23 protein-coding genes and 1 pseudogene are annotated in these 24276 nt (G+C 75.1%); 11 read left to right on the top strand and 13 right to left on the bottom strand.

Going from position 1 to position 24276, the window contains the following annotated elements:
* Positions 1 to 31: 31 nt before the first annotated feature.
* Positions 32 to 1297, bottom strand: coding sequence for a streptophobe family protein (locus AC5K6T_RS17810; RefSeq protein WP_493210176.1), 1266 nt, complete (start codon positions 1295 to 1297; stop codon positions 32 to 34).
* A gap of 163 nt (positions 1298 to 1460) precedes the next feature.
* Between AC5K6T_RS17810 and AC5K6T_RS17805 the strand changes: the two genes are divergently transcribed.
* The 3 genes and pseudogenes from AC5K6T_RS17805 (at position 1461) to AC5K6T_RS17795 (ending at position 3779) form a co-directional block, all read left to right on the top strand.
* Positions 1461 to 2678, top strand: a complete 1218-nt coding sequence (locus tag AC5K6T_RS17805) for a DUF6777 domain-containing protein (protein ID WP_493210174.1) — start codon at positions 1461 to 1463, stop codon at positions 2676 to 2678.
* A gap of 108 nt (positions 2679 to 2786) precedes the next feature.
* Positions 2787 to 3236, top strand: a pseudogene (locus AC5K6T_RS17800) (ATP-binding protein); the annotation flags it as partial.
* 138 nt (positions 3237 to 3374) lie between these two features.
* Positions 3375 to 3779 (top strand): helix-turn-helix domain-containing protein, encoded by a 405-nt coding sequence (locus AC5K6T_RS17795; protein ID WP_493210172.1) that lies wholly within the window; start codon positions 3375 to 3377, stop codon positions 3777 to 3779.
* Positions 3780 to 3809: 30 nt separating this feature from the next.
* Here the strand turns inward: AC5K6T_RS17795 and AC5K6T_RS17790 are convergent, their stop codons facing one another.
* From AC5K6T_RS17790 to AC5K6T_RS17780, 3 genes are all read right to left on the bottom strand, one after another.
* Complete coding sequence (locus tag AC5K6T_RS17790) at positions 3810 to 4409, bottom strand: ClpP family protease (RefSeq protein ID WP_493210833.1); 600 nt, start codon at positions 4407 to 4409, stop codon at positions 3810 to 3812.
* Positions 4410 to 4411: 2 nt separating this feature from the next.
* Entirely contained in the window at positions 4412 to 5050 is a 639-nt protein-coding gene (locus AC5K6T_RS17785; protein WP_493210170.1) for a ClpP family protease, read from the bottom strand.
* A 150-nt stretch (positions 5051 to 5200) separates the two neighbouring features.
* Positions 5201 to 6229, bottom strand: coding sequence for a zinc-binding alcohol dehydrogenase family protein (locus AC5K6T_RS17780; RefSeq protein WP_493210831.1), 1029 nt, complete (start codon positions 6227 to 6229; stop codon positions 5201 to 5203).
* Positions 6230 to 6412: 183 nt separating this feature from the next.
* Between AC5K6T_RS17780 and AC5K6T_RS17775 the strand changes: the two genes are divergently transcribed.
* Both AC5K6T_RS17775 and AC5K6T_RS17770 read left to right on the top strand, forming a co-directional pair.
* A complete protein-coding gene (locus tag AC5K6T_RS17775; protein ID WP_493210168.1) occupies positions 6413 to 7213 on the top strand; it encodes a VOC family protein in 801 nt (266 codons plus the stop codon).
* A 112-nt stretch (positions 7214 to 7325) separates the two neighbouring features.
* Positions 7326 to 8024 carry a ribonuclease H family protein gene (locus tag AC5K6T_RS17770; RefSeq protein ID WP_493210167.1) on the top strand — a complete coding sequence of 233 codons (699 nt, stop codon included), beginning with the start codon at positions 7326 to 7328 and terminating at the stop codon, positions 8022 to 8024.
* A 20-nt stretch (positions 8025 to 8044) separates the two neighbouring features.
* Here the strand turns inward: AC5K6T_RS17770 and melC2 are convergent, their stop codons facing one another.
* Together melC2 and melC1 are read right to left on the bottom strand one after the other, a co-directional pair.
* Positions 8045 to 8869, bottom strand: coding sequence for a tyrosinase MelC2 (melC2, locus tag AC5K6T_RS17765; protein WP_493210165.1), 825 nt, complete (start codon positions 8867 to 8869; stop codon positions 8045 to 8047).
* A 31-nt stretch (positions 8870 to 8900) separates the two neighbouring features.
* Positions 8901 to 9272 carry an apotyrosinase chaperone MelC1 gene (melC1, locus tag AC5K6T_RS17760; protein ID WP_493210163.1) on the bottom strand — a complete coding sequence of 124 codons (372 nt, stop codon included), beginning with the start codon at positions 9270 to 9272 and terminating at the stop codon, positions 8901 to 8903.
* A gap of 333 nt (positions 9273 to 9605) precedes the next feature.
* Here melC1 and AC5K6T_RS17755 point away from each other — a divergent pair, with 333 nt between their 5' ends.
* Positions 9606 to 10820 carry an FAD-dependent monooxygenase gene (locus AC5K6T_RS17755; RefSeq protein WP_493210162.1) on the top strand — a complete coding sequence of 405 codons (1215 nt, stop codon included), beginning with the start codon at positions 9606 to 9608 and terminating at the stop codon, positions 10818 to 10820.
* 289 nt (positions 10821 to 11109) lie between these two features.
* Positions 11110 to 11595, top strand: a complete 486-nt coding sequence (locus AC5K6T_RS17750) for a DUF6328 family protein (protein WP_493210160.1) — start codon at positions 11110 to 11112, stop codon at positions 11593 to 11595.
* A 67-nt stretch (positions 11596 to 11662) separates the two neighbouring features.
* On the opposite strand, the gene AC5K6T_RS17745 is transcribed toward AC5K6T_RS17750, so the two are convergent.
* Both AC5K6T_RS17745 and AC5K6T_RS17740 read right to left on the bottom strand, forming a co-directional pair.
* Positions 11663 to 13222, bottom strand: coding sequence for a serine/threonine-protein kinase (locus tag AC5K6T_RS17745; RefSeq protein WP_493210158.1), 1560 nt, complete (start codon positions 13220 to 13222; stop codon positions 11663 to 11665).
* 389 nt (positions 13223 to 13611) lie between these two features.
* Entirely contained in the window at positions 13612 to 14802 is a 1191-nt protein-coding gene (locus AC5K6T_RS17740) for a serine hydrolase domain-containing protein (protein ID WP_493210830.1), read from the bottom strand.
* Between the two features lie 478 nt (positions 14803 to 15280).
* Here AC5K6T_RS17740 and AC5K6T_RS17735 point away from each other — a divergent pair, with 478 nt between their 5' ends.
* Positions 15281 to 16150, top strand: a complete 870-nt coding sequence (locus tag AC5K6T_RS17735) for a universal stress protein (RefSeq protein WP_493210156.1) — start codon at positions 15281 to 15283, stop codon at positions 16148 to 16150.
* Between the two features lie 159 nt (positions 16151 to 16309).
* Here AC5K6T_RS17735 and AC5K6T_RS17730 read toward each other — a convergent pair whose 3' ends face one another.
* The 3 genes from AC5K6T_RS17730 to AC5K6T_RS17720 all read right to left on the bottom strand — a co-directional run bounded on the left by AC5K6T_RS17730 (position 16310) and on the right by AC5K6T_RS17720 (position 19090).
* Positions 16310 to 17545 carry a DUF4032 domain-containing protein gene (locus AC5K6T_RS17730; RefSeq protein WP_493210154.1) on the bottom strand — a complete coding sequence of 412 codons (1236 nt, stop codon included), beginning with the start codon at positions 17543 to 17545 and terminating at the stop codon, positions 16310 to 16312.
* A 9-nt stretch (positions 17546 to 17554) separates the two neighbouring features.
* Positions 17555 to 18301 (bottom strand): MBL fold metallo-hydrolase, encoded by a 747-nt coding sequence (locus AC5K6T_RS17725; protein WP_493210153.1) that lies wholly within the window; start codon positions 18299 to 18301, stop codon positions 17555 to 17557.
* A 162-nt stretch (positions 18302 to 18463) separates the two neighbouring features.
* Positions 18464 to 19090, bottom strand: coding sequence for an alpha-ketoglutarate-dependent dioxygenase AlkB (locus AC5K6T_RS17720; protein WP_493210152.1), 627 nt, complete (start codon positions 19088 to 19090; stop codon positions 18464 to 18466).
* Positions 19091 to 19370: 280 nt separating this feature from the next.
* Between AC5K6T_RS17720 and AC5K6T_RS17715 the strand changes: the two genes are divergently transcribed.
* Both AC5K6T_RS17715 and AC5K6T_RS17710 read left to right on the top strand, forming a co-directional pair.
* Positions 19371 to 20000, top strand: a complete 630-nt coding sequence (locus AC5K6T_RS17715; RefSeq protein ID WP_493210150.1) for a TetR/AcrR family transcriptional regulator — start codon at positions 19371 to 19373, stop codon at positions 19998 to 20000.
* Between the two features lie 18 nt (positions 20001 to 20018).
* Positions 20019 to 21692 (top strand): FAD-binding dehydrogenase, encoded by a 1674-nt coding sequence (locus AC5K6T_RS17710; RefSeq protein ID WP_493210148.1) that lies wholly within the window; start codon positions 20019 to 20021, stop codon positions 21690 to 21692.
* 101 nt (positions 21693 to 21793) lie between these two features.
* Here AC5K6T_RS17710 and AC5K6T_RS17705 read toward each other — a convergent pair whose 3' ends face one another.
* Positions 21794 to 22726 carry a LysR family transcriptional regulator ArgP gene (locus AC5K6T_RS17705; RefSeq protein WP_493210146.1) on the bottom strand — a complete coding sequence of 311 codons (933 nt, stop codon included), beginning with the start codon at positions 22724 to 22726 and terminating at the stop codon, positions 21794 to 21796.
* A gap of 66 nt (positions 22727 to 22792) precedes the next feature.
* Here AC5K6T_RS17705 and AC5K6T_RS17700 point away from each other — a divergent pair, with 66 nt between their 5' ends.
* Positions 22793 to 23407 (top strand): LysE/ArgO family amino acid transporter, encoded by a 615-nt coding sequence (locus AC5K6T_RS17700; RefSeq protein ID WP_493210144.1) that lies wholly within the window; start codon positions 22793 to 22795, stop codon positions 23405 to 23407.
* Between the two features lie 129 nt (positions 23408 to 23536).
* Here the strand turns inward: AC5K6T_RS17700 and AC5K6T_RS17695 are convergent, their stop codons facing one another.
* The gene (locus AC5K6T_RS17695; protein WP_493210143.1) at positions 23537 to 23992 is read right to left on the bottom strand and encodes a cyclic nucleotide-binding domain-containing protein; all 456 of its coding nucleotides are present in this window, start codon (positions 23990 to 23992) and stop codon (positions 23537 to 23539) included.
* Between the last annotated feature and the right edge of the window lie 284 nt (positions 23993 to 24276).

Below are 24276 nucleotides of genomic sequence, written 5' to 3'. Positions count from 1 at the left end.
CGCAACAGCGGTACGCCGCGGACCGGCGGCTTCAGGCCTTCAGCTCGCCGCGCGGGCGCACCCCACGGGCCAGCAGCGCACCCAGAAGGCCCGTCACCAGGCCCCACAGCAGCGCCAGTCCCAGGGCCGGCCAGAGGTCCGGGCGCAGGTACAGCCGGCCGTTCAGCCCCCCGCCGAGGTCCCCGATGCCGAGCACCGACAGGCCGTAGTCCGCGGAGATCCGGCCGACCAGGCAGATCATCAGCACGGTGAGGGCGAGCGCCACCGCCATGTGCAGCGCGTGCTGCCAGGGACGCATCGCGGCGGGGGACCGGACCGCCATCACGAACGCGGCCGCCAGCAGCAGCACCGCGTCGAGCACCACGAGCCACCACACCCGGCCGTCGTACTCGGCGAGCGTCGACAGGCTGAGCTCGGTGGTCTCCCGCCCGCGCAGGACCTCGTCCAGCACATGCGGCATCGGCAGCCCGAACGGGCCGTCCACCCTGCCGTGCCAGACGGCGCCCAGGCCGAGCGTGAGAGCCAGCCACACCAGGTTCGGCAGGCCGAGCAGCAGCACCGCGAAGGTCTCGGCGGTGTGCCCCCGGGTGGCCGCCACGACCAGCCCGACCAGCACCCCGAGGACGACGTAGGCGAGCAGCAGCAGGACCATGGCGTACGCCGCCGGGCGCACCGACGCCTGGAATCGCAGCAGCCGGCCCGGCAGCGGTGCCCCCGGCGCCACCAGCAGCGCCAGCACCAGGATTCCGGCCAGCCACAGCAGACCGAAGAGCAGCGTGGGCGGCACGTCCGTCGCGAAGCGCACCTCGGGCGAGATGCCGAAGACGTCGCCCAGGTCGGCGATGGTGCCCTCACCGAGCGGGACCGCGAAGCTCTGGCGGGCGGCGAGGGACAGGCCGAGGAGCACCGCCGCCCACAGCACGGCGATCCGGGCGGCCCAGCCGGCCAGTTCCGCCGAACCGGCCACCGCCCGGTGGCGCAGCGGCCGCAGGAATCCGGCGGCGAGCGTCAGGGCTCCGACCAGGGTGACCGACAGCGGGATCGCGGTCAGCCCGGCCGAGGACTCGGCCAGTCCGCCGACGTCGCCGGAGAGCTCGATGCTTCCGCCGACCGCCGTGACCATGGTCGCCGCGGTCACCCGCCAGAACGCCCCGCCGGGCAGTCCGGTCGCGCCGGCCGCCCACAGTCCCAGGGCCGCGACGATCCCCATCGCGACCACCGCGGCCAGCACCACGGCGACCGCCTGCACCCAGCCGTGACGGGCGACGGCATGCTCGGAGGGGGTGTGCGCACTCACGCCTGCCACGCTAGGCAGGGGGCGCGCGGCGCGCCCGCCGGGTGGTCCGTCCGCGTCCGCTTGCGGGATGAACCGCCTCCATACAGACAATGAGGGTGAAACGCTGTCATGCAGTACAAGACGGTGGCGGGCACGGTGCCGTCCCCGTCGGGAAGCAGGACTCGTGAGTGTGGACCCGCCGGCCTCCGGCCGCCCCACCGGACCTCCCTCCGGCCCCCTGTCGGGCCCCGACCGCCCGGCCTCCGGCCCCGGCGGCCCCGGCTCGCAGCCGCCGTCACAGCCCCCGTCCGGCCCGCCCTCCCAGCCCTCCGGCGGCGGGGAGGGCCCCGGGCCGCGGCGGCCCTGGTGGCGGTCCGGGCCGCGGATCGCCGTGGCCGCCGCCGCCGTGGTCGCCGCCGTCGTCGTGGCGGTCGTGCTGACCCGCCCGGACGGGGGCTCCTCCGGATCCGGGGGTGAGGTCTTCCTCCAGGCCGCCGGCGAGACCGGGCCCGAACCGTTCACCGAGTCCACCGCGAACGACAGTTCCGCGCCCCCCGCCTCCAGCAGCCCGGCCCCCTCCACCGCCTCGCCCAACACCGTGCGCGGCGTGGAGGGCGGCGAGCCCGGACTCTACGGAGGTACCCGCAACGCTTCCGCCTGCGACGTGGAGAAGCAGGTCAAGGCCCTCCAGACGCAGCCCGACAAGAACCGGGCCTTCGCCTCCGTCGCCGACGTCGCGCCCGATGCCGTGCCCGGCTACCTGCGCTCCCTGACCCCCGTACAGCTGCGCATGGACACCCGGGTCACCAACCACGGCTACCGCGACGGCTCCGCCACCAGCTACCAGGCCGTGCTCCAGGCCGGCACCGCCGTCCTGGTCGACGACCGCGGTGTGCCGCGGGTGCGCTGCGCCTGCGGCAACCCGCTGACCCCGCCGGTCGCCCAGCAGGGCACCCTCAAGACCACCGGCGACTCCTGGCCCGGATACAGCTCCTCGAACGTGGTCGTGGTGACCCCGGCACCGGTCGTGATCAACGTCTTCGTGCTCTTCGACCCGGAGCACGACGAATGGATCAGCCGGCACGCCGGTGACACCGGGGGCAAGGACGAGCCGACCAGCCCGCCGACCTCCGAGCCGCCGTCGACCCCGCCGTCCTCCCCGTCCTCCGGCTCCTCGGAGCCGTCCACCCCGTCGGAGCCGTCGTCGCCCTCCGCCCCGTCGAGTCCTCCGTCCACGCCGCCCACCAGCCCGCAGGGCCCGACCTCCGAGGCCCCCGCCTCACCGGCGGAACCCCCGGGCACACAGTCCCAGCCGCAGTCGGAGCCGCAACCCGTCTCCCCGCGCAGTGCCTCCCCCGCGACCTCCGGCTCCACCGGCGGACCGGCCCCCGGTCTGATGTGACGAGGGACCGGGACTGCCCGGCCGCACACTGGGTACGAGCACCCGTACGGCCCAGGGGGTGCCAGGCACCCCCTCGGCCGGCCAGGCGGGACTCGGAGAGAGAAACGGATGATCGAGCACCGGGACGACACAGTGACGCGCGCGGGTTTCGACGTGCCGGTCGAACCCCTGCGGAGGGCGGCGCACTACACCGGCGAACCGGGCTGCATAGCCGAAGCGCGGGCTTTCGCCGCGCGCTTCCTCGAACGGCTCAGGACGGAGTGGTGCGCCGCCGTCGACGAGCGCGCCGAGGGCGCCGTGCTGCTCGTGGTGAGCGAACTGGTCACCAACGCCGACCGGCACAGCAGCGGCCCCTACATCCTGGAGCTGGAGGGCACCGACGACGCGGTCGCGGTGAGCGTCACCGACTCCAGCGCCGCCCTGCCGCTGAGGTTCCCCCGCGACCCCGGCCGTGTCGGCCGGCACGGCCTGGAGATCGTGCACGCCCTCGCCGCCGAGGTCACCGCCGAGCGCGTCCCCGTCGGCAAGCGGGTGCGCGCCCTGCTCGGCCTGGCCGACGACGCGCAGGGCACCCCCGGAGTTAGGACCACCCGTCCCGAGCCCGTCCCCGCCCGGATCGGAATGCAGGCATCCGGTTCCACCGAGGGCGGAACGCCGTACCCTTCCCCGCACGGCGTCGCCTCCTAGGCTGAAGGGGTGACCGACCACGCGCCGAACGCAGCCCGCGCCGTCCCCCTGCGCCGCCCCGCCGCGGCCGGTCCCGCCCCAGCGGCACCGGCCGCACCCCGGGAGCCCCTCTGGCGCGACCTGGTCGGTGGCGTCCTGCGCAGAGAGCGGCAGGCCCAAGGCCGCACCCTGAAGGACGTGGCCGACGCCGCCCGGATCTCCCTGCCCTACCTCTCCGAGGTGGAGCGCGGCCGCAAGGAGGCCTCCTCGGAGGTCCTCGCGGCCGCCGCCCACGCCCTGGGACTCGGCCTCGGCGCCCTGCTGTCGCGGACGCAGGACGAGCTGGTCCGGCTCACCGGCCGGCCCGCCGCCGCGCCCGGTCCCCGCCGCGGTGCGGTCCGCTCCACGCCCGGCGGGCTGTGCCTGGCCGCCTGACGCCGCTTCAGCCGAGGGGGAGACGCCGGTTCAGCCGAGGGGGAGACGCCGGCTCAGCACCTCGTCCGCGAGGCCGTACGCCACCGCCTCCCGCGCGGTGAACACCTTGTCCCGGTCCATGTCCGCCCGCAGCGCCCCGGCGTCCTGCCCGGTGTGCCGCGCCAGCACCTCCTCCGCCTGCGCGCGGATCCGCACCATCTCCTTGGCCTGCAGGGCCAGGTCGGACACCGTGCCCTGCCGGCCGCCCGACGCCGGCTGTCCGAGCAGCACCCGCGCGTGCTCCAGCACGAACCGCCGCCCGGGATCCCCCGCCGCGAGCAGCACCGCCGCCGTGGACGCGGCCTGGCCCACGCAGAACGTCGAGACCGGCGCCCGCACGAACGTCATGGTGTCGTAGATCGCCATGAGCGAGGTGAAGGAGCCGCCGGGCGAGTTCAGATAGAGCGCGATCTCGCTGTCCGGCGCCGCCGACTCCAGATGCAGCAGCTGCGCGATCACCGCGCCCGCCACCCCGTCGTCGATCCCGGTGCCGAGGAAGATGATCCGCTCGTTGAGCAGCCGGCTGAACACGTCGAAGGACCGCTCGCCCCGCGGGGTCCGCTCGATGACGCTCGGAATCGGGTAGCTCACGGTCACAGCCCCATCCTCCGCCGGGCCGCGGCCGGCCGCACCGCGGCGAGCGACTCCACGACGTGGTCCACCAGCCCGTACGCCCGTGCCTCCTCGGCGGTGAACCACCGGTCGCGGTCGCCGTCCCGGGAGACCGCCTCCGGGCTCTGCCCGGTGTGCTCGGCGGTGATCCGCTCGATCGTCCGCTTGGTGAACTCCAGGTTCTCCGCCTGGATCTCGATGTCGGCGGTGGTGCCGCCGATCCCCGCGGACGGCTGGTGCATCATGATCCGCGCGTGCGGCAGCGCGTACCGCTTGCCGGCCGTGCCGGCGCTGAGCAGGAACTGGCCCATGCTGGCGGCGAAGCCCACCGCCAGCGTGGACACGTCGTTCGGGATCAGCCGCATCGTGTCGTACACGGCGAGCCCGGCGTACACCGAGCCGCCGGGGCTGCTGACGAACAGGCTGATGTCGGTCCGCGGGTCCTCCTCCGAAAGGATCAGCAGCTGGGCGCAGACCCGCTGGGCGGACACCTCGTCGACCTGGGTGCCCAGCAGCACGATCCGCTGTCCGAGCAGCTGGGCCGCGAGCTGTTCGTCGAACCGGGTGGGCGGGGTGCCGCCCTCCTCGGCCCGGGGCGCGAGTGCGGTGAACGGGGGCATCGGTCCTCGTCTCGTCGTGGACGTCGTCGCCCCACTCTCGCCCGGGAACCCCGCCCGCCGGGGATGTCTCTGCCTGCGGCAGATCTGCCGCAGGCAGAGCGATGAGTCTCCCGGCCTCCGACTCCGCGTGCCCCGGCGCACACGCCCCCGTCACTCGGGTGCCGCGCCCGGCCGGCCCAGGTCGTTCACCAGGACGGCCGCCCCGTCGAACCGTCCCGCCGCCAGGTCCCGCAGCGCGTCGTCCGCGCGGGACAGCGGATAGGCGTGGGTGGTCGCGCGCACCCCGTGCCGTGCCGCGAACGCGAGGAACTCCCGGGCGTCGGCCCGGGTGTTGGCGGTGACGCTGCGCAGCTGCTTCTCGTAGAACAGGTCCGTCTCGTAGTGCAGCGGCGGTATGTCGCTGAGGTGGATGCCGGCGACCGCCAGGACTCCGCCGCGGTCGAGGGCGCGCAGCGCCACCGGCACCAGGTCGCCCACGGGGGCGAACAGGATCGCGCTGTCCAGCGGCTCGGGCGGCATCCCGTACGCCTCGCCCGCCGAGGCGGCACCCAGGCCGAGAGCCAGCCGCCGGGCGGCCGCGCCGCGGGTGAGGACGTGCACCGTGGCGCCCTCGGCGAGTGCGACCTGCGCGCACAGGTGGGCGCTGCCGCCGAAGCCGTACAGCCCCAGCCTGCCGCCCGGCGGGAGGGAGGCCCTGCGCAGCGCGCGGTAGCCGATGATGCCCGCGCACAGCAGCGGGGCCGCCGCCTCGTCGTCCAGGCCGGCCGGCAGCGGGTGGGCGAACGCGGCCGGAACGGTCGTGTACTCGGCGTATCCGCCGTCGGCGTCCCACCCGGTGTAGGAGGAGGCCGGGCAGAGGTTCTCCGCGCCCCGCCGGCAGTACGCGCAGGTGCCGTCGGTGCGGCGCAGCCACGCCACGCCGACCCGGTCGCCCACCGCGAAGCCGTCGGCCCCGGCGCCGAGGGCCGCCACCTCGCCGACCACCTCGTGACCGGGTGTCACCCCCTCCCGCCGGACCGGCAGGTCACCCTCGGTGACGTGCAGGTCCGTGCGGCACACACCGCAGGCGCGCACGTGCACCAGCAGTTCGTCCGGCGCGGGCACCGGCACCGGACGCCGGACGAGCCGCAGCGGCCGCCCGGTGACCGGACCCGGCGCCACGACCGACCAGGCCCGCATCGTGTCACCCGTCATCGTGTGCCACCCGTCATCGCGCACCCCTCTGCGGCGGGTGTCCCGCGGGGCCGTCCCGGGGACCGTCCGCTTCCAGTGTCGTGCCCCCGGACCCCTTCGGCGCGCGGGTGCGCCGGAGGGTGGCTAGCGTGAGTTCCCGGACCCGTCCCCGATCCGAGAGGGCCGATCATGGCCGCACTACCTGAGGGAACCCCCTGCTGGGCGGATGCGATGTTCACCGACCTGGAGGGGGCCAAGAGCTTCTACGGCGACGTCCTCGGCTGGACCTTCGGGGAGGCCTCGTCGGAGTACGGCAACTACACGCAGGCCTTCGCGGGCGGCAAGGCCGCCGCCGCCGTGGTACCGCCGATGCCGGGCCAGGAGGACGTGTCGCAGTGGTGCCTGTACTTCGCCTCGCCCGACGCCGCGGCGACCGCGGGCCGGATCCGCGAGCAGGGCGGCGAGGTGCTGATGGAACCGATGCAGGTCGGCGACTTCGGCACGATGGCCCTGGCCCGTGACCCGAGCGGGGTGGTGTTCGGGGTGTGGCAGGGCGGTACGCACGAGGGCTTCGAGGCGCAGCCCGAGCAGCCCGGCGCGTTCTGCTGGGCCGAGGTCTTCACCCGTGAGCCCGCCAGGTCCGACGCGTTCTTCCCCGGCGTGTTCGGCTACCGCGCGCAGCAGATGCAGGGCGATCAGGTGGACTTCCGGGTGTTCAGCCTCGGCGAGACCATGGTCCTCGGCCGGATGACCATGACGGACGACTTCCCGCCCGAGGTGCCGCCGTACATCAACGTCTACTTCACGGTCCCCGACTGCGACGCGGCCGTCGCGAAGGCCACCGAGCGGGGAGGTGTGCTGCGGTTCGGGCCGATGGACACGCCCTTCGGCCGGTTCGCCGCGCTCAGCGACCCGCAGGGGGCGAGCTTCTCGGTGATCGACATGAACCGGACCGAGGGGGACATGCCGGTGATGGAGGACGTCACCTGAAGCAGCCCGACGGCCCCCGGCCGCTCGTTCCCGGCCGGCCCGGGGCCGGCCCGGGGCCCGGGCAGGCCGGACCCCGGACGGGCGGCCCGTCCGGTCATGGCATGATCGGACCATGCGTGAACGTGTGGTGGCCGCGTGCGACGGGGCTTCGAAGGGAAACCCGGGCCCGGCGGGCTGGGCGTGGGTCGTCGCGGACGAGAGCGAGACCCCGGTCCGCTGGGAGGCGGGGCCGCTGGGGAGGGCCACCAACAACGTCGCCGAGCTCACCGCGCTGGAGCGCCTGCTGGCGGCCACCGACCCTGCCGTGCCGATCGAGATCCGGATGGACTCGCAGTACGCCATGAAGGCCGTCACCGCCTGGCTGCCCAACTGGAAGCGCAACGGCTGGAAGACCGCCGCCGGCAAGCCGGTCGCCAACCAGGACCTCGTGGTGCGCATCGACACCCTGCTCTCCGGGCGCGAGGTGGAGTTCCGCTACGTCCCCGCGCACCAGGCCGACGGCGACCGGCTCAACGACTACGCCGACCGGGCCGCCAGCCAGGCGGCGAGCGTCCAGGAGAGCGCGGGCAGCGCCCTCGGCTCCCCGGAGCCGCCGCCCGCGCCGGACACCCCGGTCAAGGCCGCCCCGCGGCGCAGGCCCGCCGCGCGCGGCTCCCGCACCGGCGCCGGCGCCGCGGGCGGCGGCGCCCGCACGCTCAAGGCGAAGTTCCCCGGCCGCTGCGTGTGCGGCCGCTCCTACGCGGCCGGCGAGCCGATCGCGAAGAACGCCTCGGGCTGGGGCCACCCGGAGTGCCGCGCCGGGGACGCCTGAGCGCCGCGGCGCGGCCGCGCTCAGTCGGTGTCGAAGGTGTAGAACGGCGTGTGGTCCAGCAGGTCCGCCGGACGCATGTCGTTCCACGGGTCCATCGTCTCGCGCAGATCCACCACGTCGGAGGTGCCGCCCGTGGGCAGGTAGCCGGAGCCGGGGTGGCGACGCTGCCACTCGGCCCACAGCTTGTCGACGAAGGCGTGGTGCAGCCAGAACACCGGGTCGTTGGGGGAGACCCCGGTGGCCATCTGCCCGCCGACCCAGACATGGACGCGGTTGTGGAGGTTCACCCCGCGCCAGCCCTCCAGGTGGTTGCGGAACCCGTCCGAGCCGCTGTTCCACGGCGCCATGTCGTACACCGGCATCGCCAGCACGGACTCGACCTCGGCCCGGGTGGGCAGCTCCCGCACCCACGTGCCGAGCGAGCGGCGCAGGAACGTCCGGCTGTCGACGCGGACGCTGATCGGCCAGCCGCCGGAACCCGCGGCGAACGGGCCGTCCATCACCCGGCCGTCCAGGCTGCGCCCGGTACCGCCGAGGAAGTCCGGCGCCCACAGCGAGGAGCGCGGCGAGCGGTCGGTGGACCAGTCCCAGTACGGCAGCGTGACCGTGGCGTCCACCTCCTGCAGGGCGCGTTCGAACTCCAGCAGGAATCTGCGGTGCCAGGGCAGGAACGACGGCGAACGGTGCCCGGTGCGGGGGCCGTTGTCGGTGTCGGCGAGGATGAACTGGTTGTGCGTGGTGACGAAGGCGTCGTAGCGGCCGCTGCGCTTGAGGGCGAGGACGGCGTCGACGAAACGGCGCTTCTCCTCGCCGGTCAGGCTCGCCTGGTTCTTGCGGACGGTCATACGGGCTGCTCCAGGAGTGCGTGCGGCGGGGTCAGTTGGCGGGGAACGGCACCAGCGGCGCGCCCTGCAGGTCGTCGACGGCGGCGCGGGCCGCGGCCCGCGGGGTGGGCACCGGGTCGTAGTGGCTGACCACGCTGATCCAGCTGCCGTCGGCGTTCTGCATCACGTGCAGCTCGGCGCCGTCGATGAACACCGCGTAGCCGCCACCGTGGTGGTGGGCTCCGCCGGGCCGGCCCTGTATCAGGCGGCCCCGGTAGACCTCCTCGAAGGGCTCCGGCCCGTCGTGGCCGTGAGGGGCGGAGCGGCGGGCGGCGGCGGCCGGCGCGGCGGCCGCGGTGGCGCCGGCGGCGGCGGCCACGGCGGCCGCGGCGGTGAGCGCGCGGCGGCGGGTGAGTTCCGGCATGCGGACCTCCCTGGTTCGGGAATCGGACGTCGCCGCATGCCTACCGGGCCGGGGAGCACGGCATGAAATCCCCCCGAACCGGTTGGCTCCGATCCGGACAATTGCTTATATGTGGTGCAGGATTGAACCAAGATGATCTTGCTGTGGCGTGCCCCCGGGCGCACCCGGAAGGGGGAATTCCTTGCGAGCGGCACGCCGTTCGCGGTGATCTTTGGTGTTACCCGCGGTCAGGGAGGGGCGCGACCCGCGCGAGGAAAGTGACGCGATCCGCGACCCATGCGCTGCTACTCTGCGTCGCGCAACGACTGCTCCGAGTAATCACCAGGGGAGTGTGTGAAGGTCGCCATCGCCGGAGGCGGGCCCGCCGGCCTCTATCTGTCGATCCTGCTGAAACTCCAGGATCCCGCCCACGACATCACCGTCCACGAGCGCAACCCGGAGGGCTCCACCTACGGCTGGGGCGTCACCTACTGGCAGGGGCTGCTCGACAACCTCCACGCGCACGACCCGGTCTCCGCCCGGGCCGTCGACGAGGCCTCCGTCCGGTGGAGCGACGGCATCGCCCACGTCGGCGGCTCCACCACCCGCCACCACGGCGACCAGGGCTTCGGCATCGGCCGCCACCGCCTGCTGGGAATCCTCGCCGACCGGGCCCGCTCCCTCGGCGTGCGGATCGACTTCGGGCACGAGGCCGGGGACACGGACCTGTCCGCCGGCGCGGACCTCGCGGTGGCCGCCGACGGAGTCCGCAGCACCCTGCGCACCCGCCGGGCCGGGCACTTCGGCACCGAGGTCGGCCTCGGCCGCAACTCCTACATCTGGCTCGGCACCACCAAGGTCTTCGACGCCTTCACCTTCGCCTTCGTCGAGACCGGCCACGGCTGGATCTGGTGCTACGGCTACGCCTACAGCGCCACCCACAGCACCTGCGTCGTCGAGTGCGCCCCCGAGACCTGGACCGGCCTCGGACTCGACCGGGCCGGTGAGGCCGACGGGCTGGCCGTGCTGGAGAAGCTGTTCGCCGACGTCCTCGACGGGCATCCGCTCATCGGCCGCGGCCAGTCGGACGACAGCGCCCAGTGGCTCACCTTCCGCACCCTGACCAACCGCACCTGGCACCACGGCAACCTCGTCCTGCTGGGCGACGCCGCCCACACCACCCACTACTCCATCGGGGCGGGCACCACCCTCGCCCTGGAGGACGCGATGGCCCTCGCCGCGGCCCTGCACGCCCACCCCGCGCTGCCCGACGCCTTCGCCCACTACGAGCGGGAGCGCCGCCAGGCCCTGCTCCCGGTGCAGAGCGCGGCCCGCTACAGCGCCCAGTGGTACGAGAACCTGCCCCGCTACATCCACCTGCCCCCCGAGCGGATGTTCGCCCTCCTCGGCCAGCGCCACTCGCCCCTGCTCCCGTACATCCCGCCTCAGCTCTACTACCGACTGGACCGGGCGGCCGGCCGGCTGGAACCCCTGCGCCGCCTCAAGCGCTGGCTGGGCCCCCACCTCTCCCGCACCGTCCACGCCCGCACCCTGACCCCCCGCGACTGAACGCTCCGCCGGACGCGCCGTGGCACGACGTCCGTCGACCGCGGTGCCGCCGCGTCCGGTCTCGCGGTTCCCCGCGCCTCTCCACGGGGCTCGCCGGCCGCGGTGAACCGCGCCCGGCCCGCCGGGACCCGCCCCGGCCCGCCCCGGCAGCCCCCGTACCCGCACGCCCACGGCACCGGCCACGCCCCGGCCACGCCCCGGGCGCGCGGGCGCCCGGACCGCGCCACCCGTGCGGGTGACCCCGCGTTCACACGGTTTGCCCGGCCGGCCGCACGGTTACCCGGCGTACATGACTGAGCCGTCGGAGCGCACGGGCCGCGACGAGTCCGAGGAGGAGCGCGCGGACCGCATGTGGGGCGAGGTCATCCAGGAGGTCCGCGTGGCCCAGACGGGCGTGCAGATCCTCTTCGGCTTTCTGCTGACCGTCGTCTTCACCCCGACCTACACGAAACTCGGCGGCACCGAGCAGACGATCTACATCGTGACCGTCGTGCTCGGTGCCGCCGCCACCGGCGCCCTGATCGGCCCCGTCTCCCTGCACCGGCTCGTCTCCGGCCGGAGGGTCAAACCGGAGGCGGTCCGCTGGGCGGCCCGGCTGACCCTCGTGGGGCTGGTCCTGCTGCTCGCCACCATGACCAGCTCCCTGCTGCTGATCCTCCGAGTGGCCACCGACGCGGGCTTCGTGCCCTATCTGGTGGGAGCCGTCGTCGTGTGGTTCCTGCTGTGCTGGTTCGGGGTCGGGCTGTGGACCCGCTACCGTCACACCGAGCGGTGAGCGGCGGCGCGGCCCCCGCGGGTCCGCGGTCCCGTCCGGGCCGCGCCCCCTGCGCGGCCCGGACGCGTCATGCGCCGGGCGGAGGGCGGAACGTCCGCAGCGCGGTGTCCAGCGCGTCCCGGTTCGCCGCGGAGTCCCAGTCGGCGGCGGGGCCCGACCAGCGCAGGGAGTAGCCGCGGCCGTCCCCGATCAGAAAGCCGCGGCCGAACGTCCGCAGCCGGGTGCCGGAGCCCGTGCTCAGCCACTGCAGGTCCGCGGCGGGCCGGCCCTGGTACGTGAGGGCGCGGATCTCCCCGACCCGCTGGTAGTCGCCGGCCGCCCGCAGCTCCGTCTCGACCTCCTGCCACTCGCCCACCGGATCCGGGCCGAGCTGCTCGCTGTAGGTGATGGTGAGGGTGCGCCGGTCACCCGACCGGCCCAGCACCACGCGGTAGGCGAGATCCGCCCCGCGGTCCGTGCTCAGCCGGCCCCAGCCCGCGGGCACGGCCACGGAGAACCCCTCGGGGGACGCGAAGCGGCCAAACCCGGCGGGCAGGCCGGCGTCCGCCGACGGGCCGTCAGGGGGAGCGGCTCCGCGCGACGGGGACGCCGCCGCCCCCGTGCCCGCGGGCGGTGCCGGAGCGGACGGGCCCGCGGTGCCGCCGGAGCCGGGCAGCGCGCCCGTCGCGAGCAGCGCGGCGACCGCGACGGTCACGACGGCCAGGGCGGTACCGGCGGCGAGCAGGCCGCCCCGCCGCCCCGTACCGGGATGCCGCACCGCCGTGTACGCGCGCCGCAGCCGGGTCTGTCCGGTCGCGCATGCGACCGCGTCGGTGTCCTCCCGCAGAACCCGGGCCAGGGCCTCGCGGACCACCGGACGGGACAGCCGGTCCTGGGAGTTGCGGCGCAGCAGCCCCAGCACCGCCCGGCCGAGCGGGCCGGCCCGCACCGGTTCGCGCAGCGGCAGCAGGTCGATGCCCCGCAGCGTCGCCTCGGCCTGCTCCCGCTCCCGGAACGGCGGGCAGCCCTCGACCATCGTGTACAGGATCGCGCCCAGCGCCCACAGGTCCGCCGCCGGTCCGATCCGCTCGTCCCGCGCCTGCTCGGGGGAGGCGAACGACGGCGCGGCCAGCCGCGGCACCGTGGTCGAGCCCGCCAGCCCGAACCCGCCCACGACGACCGGCCCGCGCTCCGGCACGATCACCTGACCGGGGCTGAGCTCGCCGTGCGTGATGCCCGCGGTGTGCGCGGCGTCCAGCACGTCCAGCAGCTCCAGGCCGATCCGCGCCGCCCGCACGTGGTCCAGCGCGCCGCCCCGGGCCACCAGCTGCCCCAGCGGGGTGCCGGCCACCCAGTCCGACGCCGTCCACAGGGCGCCCCGGTGGATCACCGCGTCCACGACGCCGGCCACCTGCTCCGGGCACTGCACGCGCATCGCCTCCGAGGCGCGCAGCACCCGGCCCGCCGTCCGCCGCGCCCCGTGCCCGTCGGTCGCCTCCGGCAGCCCCACCCGCGTCAGCAGGCACGCCCGGCCCGTCGCGACGTCCTGCCCGTACCATCCGGCGCGGTTGGTCTCCTCGCTCACGACCTCAAGGGGCCGGAACCTGCCTGCGATCAACCCGTGCGCGACGACACGCCCCTCGGCCATGGTCATTCCCTCGCTGTGCCCCGTGCTGCCACCCTTTCCCACAGGTACGGCGGGTGAGCGGCCGTGCGTTCAACGTGGCGGGCAACACTGACCGTACGTCAGGACGTACCCGCCGCGGACGGCCTGTCCGGGACCGGCCGAGGCCGCCCGGGACCGTCCGCGCGGGCCCCGTCCCGCCCGGGCCGGGCCCCGTCCCGGACCGCCCGCCCCTGCCCGGTGTCCCCCTGTCTCCTCGGCGTGTCCCCCCCGTCCTCCGGTCCTCCGGTCCTCCGGTCCTCCGGTCCTCCGGTCCTCCGGTCCTCCGGTCCTCCGGTCCTCCGGTCCTCCGGTCCTCCGGTCCTCCGGTCCTCCGGGGTCCTCCCCGTCTCCTCGTAGCCTCGCCGGCTCCGTCAGCCCTCGTCCCGTACACGCGGACGCGTGCCCGGTGCGTCGTCCGCGCCTGCCCCGTCGGGTGCGGCCGCCCGCTTCGTGCCGCGCTTCCCGCAGAACGCCGGCTCCAGCGTCCCGAGCATGGTGTCCAGGACCCGTCCGTTGTTCGACGTGTTGGCCAGTGCCGTGAGGCTGCGGGTGCCGTCGCGGGTGGTGAACGCGTAGGTGTAGTAGCCCTGTACAGCGCCTGTGTGCCCGTACACGGACACCCCGCAGGACAGATCGCGCCGCCGCAGCCCGAGCCCGTACGCCGAGTCGGTGCCGACCCGGGTCCACCGGGTCATCTCGGCCAGCGCGGCGGGCGAGGTCAGCTCCCCGCGCAACAGGGCCGAGGTGACGGCGTTCAGATCGCGGGCGCTGGAGATCAGCGCGCCGGCGCTCTGCGCCCAGGACATCGTCTGCCGGGTGGAGTCGACCAGCCGGGCCCCGGCCCGGTCCGGTGTGAGGTAGCCCCGCGCGTGGGTGCCGGGCAGGGCTGCCAAGGGGTGCACGTAGAAGGTGTCGCGCAGGGCCAGCGGTTCGATGACGCGGCTTCGGTAGGCCCGCCCCACCGGCTGTCCGGTGAGCTTCTCGATCAGCAGACCGGCGACGACGAAGTTGGTGTTGGAGTACGCGTACGTCTCGCCGGGCCGGCCCGTGCGCGGGTGGCGCAGGGAGAGGCCCACCAGTTCGCGGTAGGTGAAGACCCTGTCGCGGACCGCCTCGAAGCCCTCCACGGACCGGGCGAACATGTCGTCGGTGTAGTCGTACAGCCCGCTGCGGTGGCTCAGCAGGTGACGCACCGTGATGCGGTCGTCCGGCAGCAGCCCCGGCAGATGCCTCGACACGGAGGAGTCCAGGTCCAGCCGGCCCTCGTCGGCCAGCTGGAGCAGCACCACCGCGGTGAAGACCTTGGTGACGCTGCCGACGCGGAAGCGGTCGGTCGTCGCCACCGGCCGCCCGGTCGCCCGGTCGGCGGTCCCGGCGGCCACCCGGTGCACGGCCGTGCCGTCGTCGATCCGGGCCAGCGCACCGGGCGCTCCCTGCCGCCGCGCGGTGTCCAGCACCGCGCGCAGTCCCGGGAGGTCGGGAGCGGGCAGGGCCGCGGGCCGGGGCGCGCCACCGGCCGCCGCGGTGGGGACGGCCGCCCCCAGCAGCGACAGCATCGCCATCCCGGACACCGCGACCCGGCCACCCAGCCGCGCCCCGGCCGCCCTGGCCGTCCCGGCAGTCCTCCCCGTCCCGGCCGGCCGTACCGGTCCCGCCGTCCGCGCCGTCCTGGCCATTCGGGCTCTCCTTCCGCCCGGACGGCTGGTCGGGTCCGTGGACGAGGCGGGAGTCGGTGTGCGCCTCGCGGTGTCCGGGCGGTGCAACGGTCCCGCATCCCGTCACAGCGCCCAGGGCGACACACGGACGACCCCGTCCCACCACCCGCCCGGCCCGGCGGGGCCGCCCGGCCGGGCCCGCACGCCGCAGCAGGCGCCGGCGGCGGAAGGCCGCGGGGGCACGGGGGCACGGGGCCGCGGGGGCGTGGGAACGGAGCAGGGAGGGAGCCGGGAGCGGTCCGGCGCCGGACCGGTCGGCCCGGCGCCGCGGGCGTAGGGAAGACTGGCGGTGATCAGCAACAGACGACACAGGGAGGCAGCCGGAATGACGGGGCCGATCACGGCAGGCGTCGACGGGTCCGAGGAGAGCCGGGCGGCCCTCGCATGGGCGGCCCGGGAGGCCGTGCGGCGCGACCGGCCGCTGCGGGTCGTGCACGCGTGGGAGTACGAGGAGCACCAGGCACTCGACGGGGGCCGCGCCGCCCAGGCGGACTGGGCGCGCCGGGCGGTGGAGGCGGCCGCGGCGGACGTCGCCGCACGGCACACCGGGCTGGACCTCGCCGCCGACGCGGTCGAGGGGCCCGCGGCGCGGACCCTGCTCGCCGCGGCCGGGGGCGCCGGGATGCTGGTGCTCGGCTCGCGCGGGCACGGCGCCGTACTCGGCTTCCTGCTCGGCTCCGTGGGCCAGGCCGTCATCGCCGAGGCCACCTGTCCCGTGGTGCTGGTGCGGGCCGGCGACAAGGCGTCCGCCGAGGTCGCCGGGCACGAGATCGTCGTCGGACAGCACGGCGGTCCCGAGGACAGCGCCGACGCGCTCGGCTTCGCCTTCGAGGCCGCCGCGGCGCGCGGCGCGGCCGTACGGGCGGTACGGGCCTGGACACTGCCGCCGGTGTTCGCCTACAGCCCCGCCTCGATGAAGCTGCTCGACGAGGCCGGCGGCCCGGAGCCGTACGAGCAGGAGGCGCTCGCCGACGCCCTGCGGCCCTGGCGGGAGAGGTTCCCCGGCGTCCATGTCGTGGAGCACGTCGAGATGGGCAGCGCGGGACAGGTGCTGCTGTCGGTGGCCGGACGCGCCCAGCTGGTGGTCGTCGGGCGGCGCGCGCACCGCACCGCCGTCGGCGCCCGCATCGGGTCCGTGGCCCACGGCGTGCTGCACCATGCGCCCTGCCCGGTCGCCGTGGTCCCGCACACCTGACGCGCCGAGGGAACGCGTCCGAGGCCGAAGACCGTGTCCGGGGCCGGGAGGCCCGCCCGTCCTCGACGGGCGGGCCGATCGGGTGGGGCCCGGCCTCCGCACCGGTGACCCGGTCGCCGGCCCGGGGCGCTCCGGCCCCGGAGGACGCCCCGGGCCGGGTCACGCGCGGCCGGGGGACTCCAGGGTCTCCCGGGCCCGGGGCAGGACGTTCGCCACGTAGTCCGCCACTGCCGTGTCCAGGCCGATGTCGTGCTGGGCGCGTTCCGAGAGGTACCAGCGGTGCTCCAGGAGCTGGTGGTAGATCTCCGCCGCGTCCATGGAGCCGCGCAGTCCGACGGGCACGGCCCGCACGGTCGGCCGGAACACCTCACGCACCCAGCGGTGCGCCAGTACCTCCGGGCGGGTCGTGAGCGGGTCCCCGGGCGTGTGGTCCTCCTGGGTCGCCATCCAGCTCTCCAGGTCGTTCAGCAGCCGTCGCGCCTGGTTCTCCTCGGTGTCCAGGCCGGTCAGCCGCAGCAGCTGGCGCTGGTGGTGGCCGGCGTCGACGACCTTGGGCACGAAGGTGACGGTGTCGCCCTGCGGGGAGTGCTCGATCTGCATCTCGGCCACGTCGAAGCCGAGGTCGTTCAGGCGGCGGATGCGCCGCTCGATGTAGTGGTACTTGCCGGCCGGGTAGACCGAGACGCGGGTCAGCTCCTGCCACAGCTCCCCGTAGCGGCCGCAGATCTCCGTGCCGAAGTCGACGGGGTCGACCGAGGGGTGCAGCGCCCCCGACGCCTCCAGGTCCAGCAGCTCGCCGCTGATGTTGACGCGGGCGAGGTCCAGGTCGTACTCCCGCTGGCCGCGGCTGAGCCCGGGGTGCAGGTCGCCGGTCTCGGCGTCGACGAGGTAGGCCGCGTAGGCGCCGGCGTCCCGCCGGAACAGGGTGTTCGACAGCGAGCAGTCGCCCCAGGCGAAGCCGGACAGGTGCAGTCGGACGAGCAGCACGGCGAGCGCGTCCATCAGCCGGTGCATGGTGGCCGGCCGCATGGTGGTCTCGAACATCGAGCGGTACGGCATCGAACCGCCCAGGTGGCGGGTGACCAGCACCGGCTCCAGCGGGTCGCCCGCCTCGTCGGTGCGGCCGGTGACCACCGCGAGCGCGTCCACCGCCGGGATGCCGAGCCGGTCGAGGTCGCGCAGCAGTTTGTACTCGCGCAGCGCGGGCCGCTCGGCGAGCTCCTTGACGGCGATCACCTCGTCGCCGGCGCGGGCGTAGCGCACGACGTGCCGGGAGATGCCGCGGGGCAGCGGCACGAGGCAGTCGTCCGGCCAGTCCTGAAGCGGCAGGTGCCAGGGGAGTTCCAACAGCAGGGCCGGGTGCTCCGGCTTGGTGGCGCTGATCTGCAATGCCATGCTCCGACCCTATGCGGCGAGGTGCTGTGCGCGGCGTGCGGCCTCCGCCACCGGACCCCGGTGCAGCGGCCCGTGGCCGGGCAGCACGAGATCGGCGTCCAGAGCGGCGACGGTGTCGAGGGAGGCGGCGGCCCGGTCCCGCTCGTGGTGGAACATGTCCGGCAGCAGCTGCGGGCCGCGCAGCCGTGAGGTGGCGTGACCGGTCGCCAGGGCGTCCCCGGTGAGCACCGCGCCCAGCTGCGGAAGGTGGAACACGGTGTGGCCCGGGGTGTGCCCGGGGGTGTGCACCGGTACCGGCCGGCCGGGCAGGTCGAGGGGGCCCTCGGCGGGGAAGGCGGTGGGTTCGGCGACCGGTACATGAGCGGTGCCGCCGACGCGCAGGGCGCGCAGGGACCAGGGCAGGACACCGGGCCGCCAGGCGTTCGCCAGGACCGAGCCGACGGACACCTGGTGCAGGAACTCCCGCCGGGCGTGCGGGACTTCGGCCGGGTGCAGATGGACCGGCGTACCGTACACGGTGCGCAGGTGCTCGGCCGAGCCGAGATGGTCGTTGTGGGCGTGTGTGATCAGCACCGCCGCGACCGCCTCCGGGGCGCTGCCGACGGCCGCGAGGGAGGCGAGCAGCCGCGTGCGGTCGCCCGGGTATCCGGTGTCGACGAGGGTGACGTCGTCGCCCTCGCGGAGGATCACCCAGTTGGTGTCGCTGCCGTGCACCAGCCAGGCGCCGTCGGCGACCTGCTGTACGTCTGCGCGCATCGTCGTCCCCGCGGAGTGAGGTGAGGTGGTCCGGCGGGGACAGCACAGCAGACCGGCTGCCGCGGCGGGGCCGTGATCCATGGACTGAGACACGGACCTCAAGGGGCCCGCGGCCGGTCTCGCGGCGGTGGGCCGCGCCTGCGTGCGGTGCGCGGTGCAGGCTCAGCGCACCCCGCGCGGGCGGAACTGCACGCTGATACGGGGTCCGGCGGCGCGCGCGCTCTTCGGGACGCAGTGCTCCCAGGTCCGCTGGCACGAGCCGCCCATCACGATCAGGTCGCCGTGTCCCAGCGGGCGGCGCACCGCGGGCCCGCCGCCCGCGGGGCGCAGCAGCAGGTCGCGGGGTGCGCCCACGGACAGGATGGCGACCATGGTGTCCTCGCGGGCGCCCCGGCCGATGCGGTCCCCGTGCCAGGCGACGCTGTCCCGGCCGTCGCGGTAGTAGCACAGGCCGGCCGTCGCGAACGGTTCGCCCAGCTCCGCGGCGTAGTGCGCGGACAGCGCCGCGCGTGCCTCGGCGAGCACCGGGTGCGGCAGCGGGTCGCCCTCGCCGAAGTGCGCCAGCAGCCGGGGCACGTCCACGACATGGTCGTACATGGTGCGGCGCTCGGCCCGCCAGGGCACCTCCTGCGCCAGCCGCCCGAAGAGCGCGTCGGAGCCGCTGAGCCAGCCCGGCAGCACGTCGATCCAGGCACCCGCGGAGAGCACCGTGCGGCGCAGCCCGGCCAGCGGGGCCAGGCCCAGCCGGTCGGCCTGGTCGAAGAGGGAGCCCTGCAGGTGCGTGGTCATGCGTCCAGCGTACTCCAGGTTCGAAAATGTGTTCGGATCGAATGATCCGGCTGCGGATCGTACGGCCCGGCGCGGCCCGGCGGGGGTCCGGCGGGGGTCCGGACCGACCCGGCTCTCCCCGGCATTCGGCCGCCCCCGGCCCCACCGGCGTTCCCCGGTGCTCCGGCTCCACCGGTGTTCGCGGCCGCCCCCGGCTCCACCGGCGTTCCCGGCCTCCGGGACCTTTCGATACGTCGATGTATCGAATACATTGACGTATCCGATCGACCGGGAGCTGACCATGACGACGCGAGGGAACACGGCCGGGCGGGTGACGCGGCGGCGCGAGCGCACCCGCGCCAACCTTCTCGACGCCGCGTTCGCCGTCTTCGCCGCGAAGGGCTTCGGGCGGGTCTCCATCGAGGAGGTGTGCGAGGCCGCCGGCTACAGCCGGGGCGCCTTCTACTCCAACTTCTCCAGCCTCGACGAGCTGTTCTTCGCCCTCTACCGGCAGCGGGCCGACCTCATCGCCGAACAGGTCGCCGCGGCCCTCGCGCCCGACGGACCGGAGCAGGACCTGGACGTCACCGCCTCCGTGGGCCGGGTCACCGAGGTGCTGCTGCTCGACGTGGACTGGCTGCTGGTGAAGACCGACTTCCTGGTGCACGCGGCCCGTGACCCGGCCGTCGCCCGGACCCTGCTGGAGCACCGGGCCACCCTGCGCCGCTCCATCGCCGGGCGCCTGGCCCGGGCCCGCACCGCGCTGCCCGCCGTGCTCGGCGCCCCCGACGCCGCGGCCCGTGCCGTGGTCGCCGCCTACGACGGCGTCACCGTCCAGCTGTTGCTGGACCGGGACGTCGACGGCGCCCGCACCTGGCTGGGGGACCTGCTCACCGCGCTGCTGACGGACGGCAGCGGCACCGCCGACTGAGAGGGGAACAGCTCACCCATGAACGCGGACGTCATCGTCGTCGGAGCCGGACTGGCCGGCCTCGTCGCGGCACACGAACTCACCAGCCGGGGCAGGAGGGTCGCCCTGGTCGAACAGGAGAACGCCGCCAACCTGGGCGGCCAGGCCCACTGGTCGTTCGGCGGGCTGTTCCTCGTCGACTCGCCCGAGCAGCGGCGCCTGAGGATCAGGGACTCCTTCGACCTCGCCTGGAGCGACTGGCAGGGCAGCGCCCGCTTCGACCGCACCGACGACGAGGACTCCTGGGCGGTGCGCTGGGCGCGCGCCTACGTCGAGTGGGCGGCGGGGGAGAAGCGCTCCTGGCTCGACGCGCACGGCATCCGGCTGCTGCCGACCGTGGGCTGGGCCGAGCGCGGCGACCTGCGCGCCGACGGCCACGGCAACTCCGTGCCCCGCTTCCACATCGCCTGGGGCACCGGCACGGGTGTCGTCGAGCCGTTCGTCGCGTCCGCGCAGCAGGCCGCCCGGGACGGGCTGCTCACCTTCCACCACCGCCACCGGGTGGACGAGCTGCTGATCGAGGGCGGCGGCGCGCGCGGGGTGCGGGGCACGCTCCTCGCCCCCGACGACGCGCCCCGCGGCGTCGCCTCCCACCGCGACGCCGCGGGCGAGTTCGAACTCACCGCCCAGGCCGTGATCGTCACCTCCGGCGGTATCGGCGCCAACCACGACCTCGTCCGCCGCCACTGGCCCGACCGGCTCGGCACGCCCCCCGCCCGGATGGTCACCGGCGTCCCCGCCTACGTCGACGGGCGGATGCTCGGCATCAGCGAGCGGGCCGGTGCCCGCCTGGTCAACCGCGACCGCATGTGGCACTACACCGAGGGCCTGCACAACTGGGACCCCGTCTGGCCCGGCCACGGCATCCGCATCCTGCCCGGCCCGTCCTCCCTGTGGTTCGACGCCCTCGGCCGCCGGCTGCCCGACCCCTGCCTGCCCGGCTACGACACCCTGGGCACGCTCCGGCACCTGCGCACCACCGAGGACATCGCCGGCCACGACCACTCCTGGTTCATCCTCACCCGGAAGATCATCGAGAAGGAGTTCGCGCTGTCCGGCTCCGAGCAGAACCCGGACATCACCGCCAAGGACCGCAAGGCCGTGCTGCGCGACCGGCTGCTCGGCAGGGGCGCCCCCGCCCCCGTGCAGGCCTTCCTGCGGCACGGCGCCGACTTCGTCGTCGCCGACACCCTGGAACGGCTCGTGGCGAAGATGAACGCCCTCACCGGCGAGGACCTCCTCGACGCGGGCGCCCTGCGCCGCCAGATCGAGGCGCGCGACCTGCAACTCGCCAACCCCTACGCCAAGGACTCCCAGATCCAGGGCATCCACACCGCCCGCCGCTACATCGGCGACCGTCTCGGCCGCGTCGCCGCCCCGCACCGCATCCTGGACCCCGGGTCCGGCCCCCTCGTCGGCGTCAGGCTGCACGTGCTCACCCGCAAGACGCTCGGCGGCATCCAGACCGACCTCGACTCCCGCGCCCTCGGCGCCGACGGACGGCCCGTGGAGGGTCTCTACGCGGCCGGAGAGGTGGCCGGCTTCGGCGGCGGTGGCGTCCACGGCTACAACGCCCTGGAGGGCACCTTCCTCGGCGGATGCCTGTTCTCCGGCCGGGCGGCCGGCCGGGCCGCCGCGGCCCGGACGGGCTGACCGCGGCGGCGGACCCGGGGACACCGCGGGCGGGGCGGACCGGGACGTCCCCGCCCGGGTCCCGGCCGGCCGGCCCGCGCACCGTCCGGGGTGGCCGGGCGTCAGCGGGGGGTGCCGGGCGCGGGCCGCAGCGCCCCGGCCGCGGCGGTGGCGACCGCCTCCGCGACCGATGCCAGGGCCGGGGAGTCGAGCTTCCACTGCTGCCAGTGCAGGGGCACGTCGACCGGCCGCCCGGGGGCGAGTTCGACGAGCCGGCCGGCGGCGAGCAGGGGGCGGGCCTGCGCCTCCGGGAGCATCCCCCAGCCGAGCCCCGCGGCGACGGCCTCGCAGAAGCCCTCGGAGGTCGGCACATGGTGCCTGGCCGCGCTCGCCGCGGGACGCCCCAGGCTCCGCACGAATCCGTCCTGGAAGTCGTCGCGCCGGTCGAAGACCACGACCGGCGCCCCGGCCAGCGCCTCGGCGAGCGGGCCGGTCAGCCGCCGGGCGGCGAAGTCCGGGTGCGCGGCGGCCAGATACCGCATGACGCCCAGCCCGCGCACCGTGCAGCCGGGCACCGGGGCGGCCGAGGAGGTCACCGCGGCCATCACCACGCCCGCGCGCAGCAGCGCGGCGGTGTGGTCCTCGTCCTCGCAGCGCAGCTCGAAGCAGAGCGCCGCCTCCGGCGGCACCAGGGACAGCGCGGGAAGGAACCAGGTCGCCAGCGAGTCCGCGTTGACCGCCACCGACACCCGGGTCGCCTCGCCCGCGCCCCGCATGCCCAGTTCGGCCCGCGCGTCGCGTTCCAGACGGGCCAGCTGGCGGGCGAACCGCACCACCACCTCGCCCGACTCGGTGGCCCGGACCGGCTTGGTGCGCAGCAGCAGCACCCGCCCGGTGCGCTGCTCCAGAGCCTTGACCCGCTGGCTGACCGCCGACGGCGTCACGTGCAGGACCGCCGCGGCCGCGTCGAAGGTTCCCTCGTCGACCACCGCGAGCAGCGTGCGCACCTGGTCCAGGGGCAGCTCGGGCAGGCCGCCCACCGCATCTGACATCATAACGGCTAAGGATACGTAAGAATCTTTAGCTGTACCGCCAGTGATCCTTTCCCTAGCGTCGACGCCATGAGCAACACACTCTCCGCCGCCGCCGCGGGGTTCGGCACCGGCCTGTCCCTGATCGTGGCCATCGGCGCCCAGAACGCCTTCGTGCTGCGCCAGGGCGTGCGCCGGCACGCCGTCCTCGCCGTCGTCGGCATCTGCGCCGTGTCGGACGCGCTGCTCATCGCGCTGGGGGTGGCCGGGGTGGGCGCGGTCGTGGTGGCCTGGCCGGGCGCGCTGACCGCGGTCGCCTGGACCGGCGGGACGTTCCTGATCGGCTACGGCGTCCTGGCCGCGCGCCGGGTGCTGCGCCCGCAGGGTGCGCTCAGCGCGCAGGGCGAGGCCGCCGGGTCGCTGCGCCGGGCGGTGCTCACCTGCCTGGCCATCACCTGGCTCAACCCGCACGTGTACCTCGACACGGTGTTCCTGCTCGGCTCCGTCGCCGCCGACCGCGGCCCGCTGCGCTGGACGTTCGGCCTCGGAGCAACGCTGGCGAGCCTGTCCTGGTTCACCGCGCTCGGCTTCGGGGCGCGACTGCTCGGCCGGCATCTGGCCCGGCCGGGCGCGTGGCGGGTGCTGGACGGGCTGGTCGCCGCCACCATGATCACGCTGGGTGCGCTGCTGATCGCGGACCGCTGAGATCGCGGACCGCGGGGTCGCCGTACGCGCCGGCGTCCGTCCGGCCGGGCGGGCCCCCGCGGCGGCCCGTGCCGGCGGACCGCCCCGGGCGGTCTCCCTCTCCGCCCGGGCGCGGCGGACCCGGCGGGCTCAGAGCACGCCGCGCCGGTGCAGCGCGTACTGGTCCATCAGCTTGTTGCGGGTCGACTCCAGCCGGTGGGCGAGGATCTCGGAGACGATGCGCATCAGGGCCAGCCCCAGCTGGGGGTCCTCCTCGCACAGCGCCAGCACGGGCTCGGCCTCGAACTCGTAGGCGCGTACGGGGCTGAACGCCTCCGCGCCGAAGTCCCACTGGTAGGGCGGGAACAGCCAGGACCAGCCGAGCAGGTCCCCGGAGCCGAGGCTGGCCACGGTCACCCGCTGCACCGAGGTCACCTGCTGGTCGAGGGAGACCGCGCCGGAACGCACGATCCAGAACCGGTCGGCGGTGCCGCCGGCCTCGAAGATGCGGGCGTCCTCGGGGAAGGAGACCTCCCGGGCGAGGGCCATCAGACGCTCGCGCTGCGCCGGAGGGAGAGCGGTCAGCAGTTTCGTCGCTTTGGTCATGGCGCGGGGCTCCTGCCGGGTGAGGTTCCGGTGTTTTCCCTACGCCCATTTCAGCCGCCGACGGCCGCGAGAGCACCTCGGCGGACCGGCGGGCCGCCACCCGGAGAAGGAAGAGCCCTGGCTGGACGGGGGAAACCAGCCAGGGCAGCTCGCGGGGGTCGCAGTGGACCGTCACACCGTCATGACAGTGGCACTCGATCACGCCATATGCATGAACGATAAACCATTGGCCATCGCTTCGCGCAACCGAAACAGGCTCCCGTGACGGGTTTCACCCGGTCCCG

It is taken from the genome of Streptomyces sp. B8-7 (genome assembly GCF_058833805.1).
Note: the sequence above shows the minus strand (reverse complement) of the source record. Positions and strands in the feature narration are given on the sequence as shown.

Bases quoted from the DNA above. Each gene is read 5' to 3' on its own strand.
- AC5K6T_RS17785 (WP_493210170.1), bottom strand. From the start codon at position 5,050: ATGCCCCCGTTCACCGCACTCGCGCCCCGGGCCGAGGAGGGCGGCACC.
- AC5K6T_RS17780 (WP_493210831.1), bottom strand. From the start codon at position 6,229: ATGCGGGCCTGGTCGGTCGTGGCGCCGGGTCCGGTCACCGGGCGGCCG.
- AC5K6T_RS17775 (WP_493210168.1), top strand. From the start codon at position 6,413: ATGGCCGCACTACCTGAGGGAACCCCCTGCTGGGCGGATGCGATGTTC.
- AC5K6T_RS17770 (WP_493210167.1), top strand. From the start codon at position 7,326: ATGCGTGAACGTGTGGTGGCCGCGTGCGACGGGGCTTCGAAGGGAAAC.
- melC2 (WP_493210165.1), bottom strand. From the start codon at position 8,869: ATGACCGTCCGCAAGAACCAGGCGAGCCTGACCGGCGAGGAGAAGCGC.
- melC1 (WP_493210163.1), bottom strand. From the start codon at position 9,272: ATGCCGGAACTCACCCGCCGCCGCGCGCTCACCGCCGCGGCCGCCGTG.
- AC5K6T_RS17750 (WP_493210160.1), top strand. From the start codon at position 11,110: ATGACTGAGCCGTCGGAGCGCACGGGCCGCGACGAGTCCGAGGAGGAG.
- AC5K6T_RS17745 (WP_493210158.1), bottom strand. From the start codon at position 13,222: ATGGCCGAGGGGCGTGTCGTCGCGCACGGGTTGATCGCAGGCAGGTTC.
- AC5K6T_RS17740 (WP_493210830.1), bottom strand. From the start codon at position 14,802: ATGGCGATGCTGTCGCTGCTGGGGGCGGCCGTCCCCACCGCGGCGGCC.
- AC5K6T_RS17735 (WP_493210156.1), top strand. From the start codon at position 15,281: ATGACGGGGCCGATCACGGCAGGCGTCGACGGGTCCGAGGAGAGCCGG.
- AC5K6T_RS17730 (WP_493210154.1), bottom strand. From the start codon at position 17,545: ATGGCATTGCAGATCAGCGCCACCAAGCCGGAGCACCCGGCCCTGCTG.
- AC5K6T_RS17725 (WP_493210153.1), bottom strand. From the start codon at position 18,301: ATGCGCGCAGACGTACAGCAGGTCGCCGACGGCGCCTGGCTGGTGCAC.
- AC5K6T_RS17720 (WP_493210152.1), bottom strand. From the start codon at position 19,090: ATGACCACGCACCTGCAGGGCTCCCTCTTCGACCAGGCCGACCGGCTG.
- AC5K6T_RS17715 (WP_493210150.1), top strand. From the start codon at position 19,371: ATGACGACGCGAGGGAACACGGCCGGGCGGGTGACGCGGCGGCGCGAG.
- AC5K6T_RS17710 (WP_493210148.1), top strand. From the start codon at position 20,019: ATGAACGCGGACGTCATCGTCGTCGGAGCCGGACTGGCCGGCCTCGTC.
- AC5K6T_RS17705 (WP_493210146.1), bottom strand. From the start codon at position 22,726: ATGATGTCAGATGCGGTGGGCGGCCTGCCCGAGCTGCCCCTGGACCAG.
- AC5K6T_RS17700 (WP_493210144.1), top strand. From the start codon at position 22,793: ATGAGCAACACACTCTCCGCCGCCGCCGCGGGGTTCGGCACCGGCCTG.
- AC5K6T_RS17695 (WP_493210143.1), bottom strand. From the start codon at position 23,992: ATGACCAAAGCGACGAAACTGCTGACCGCTCTCCCTCCGGCGCAGCGC.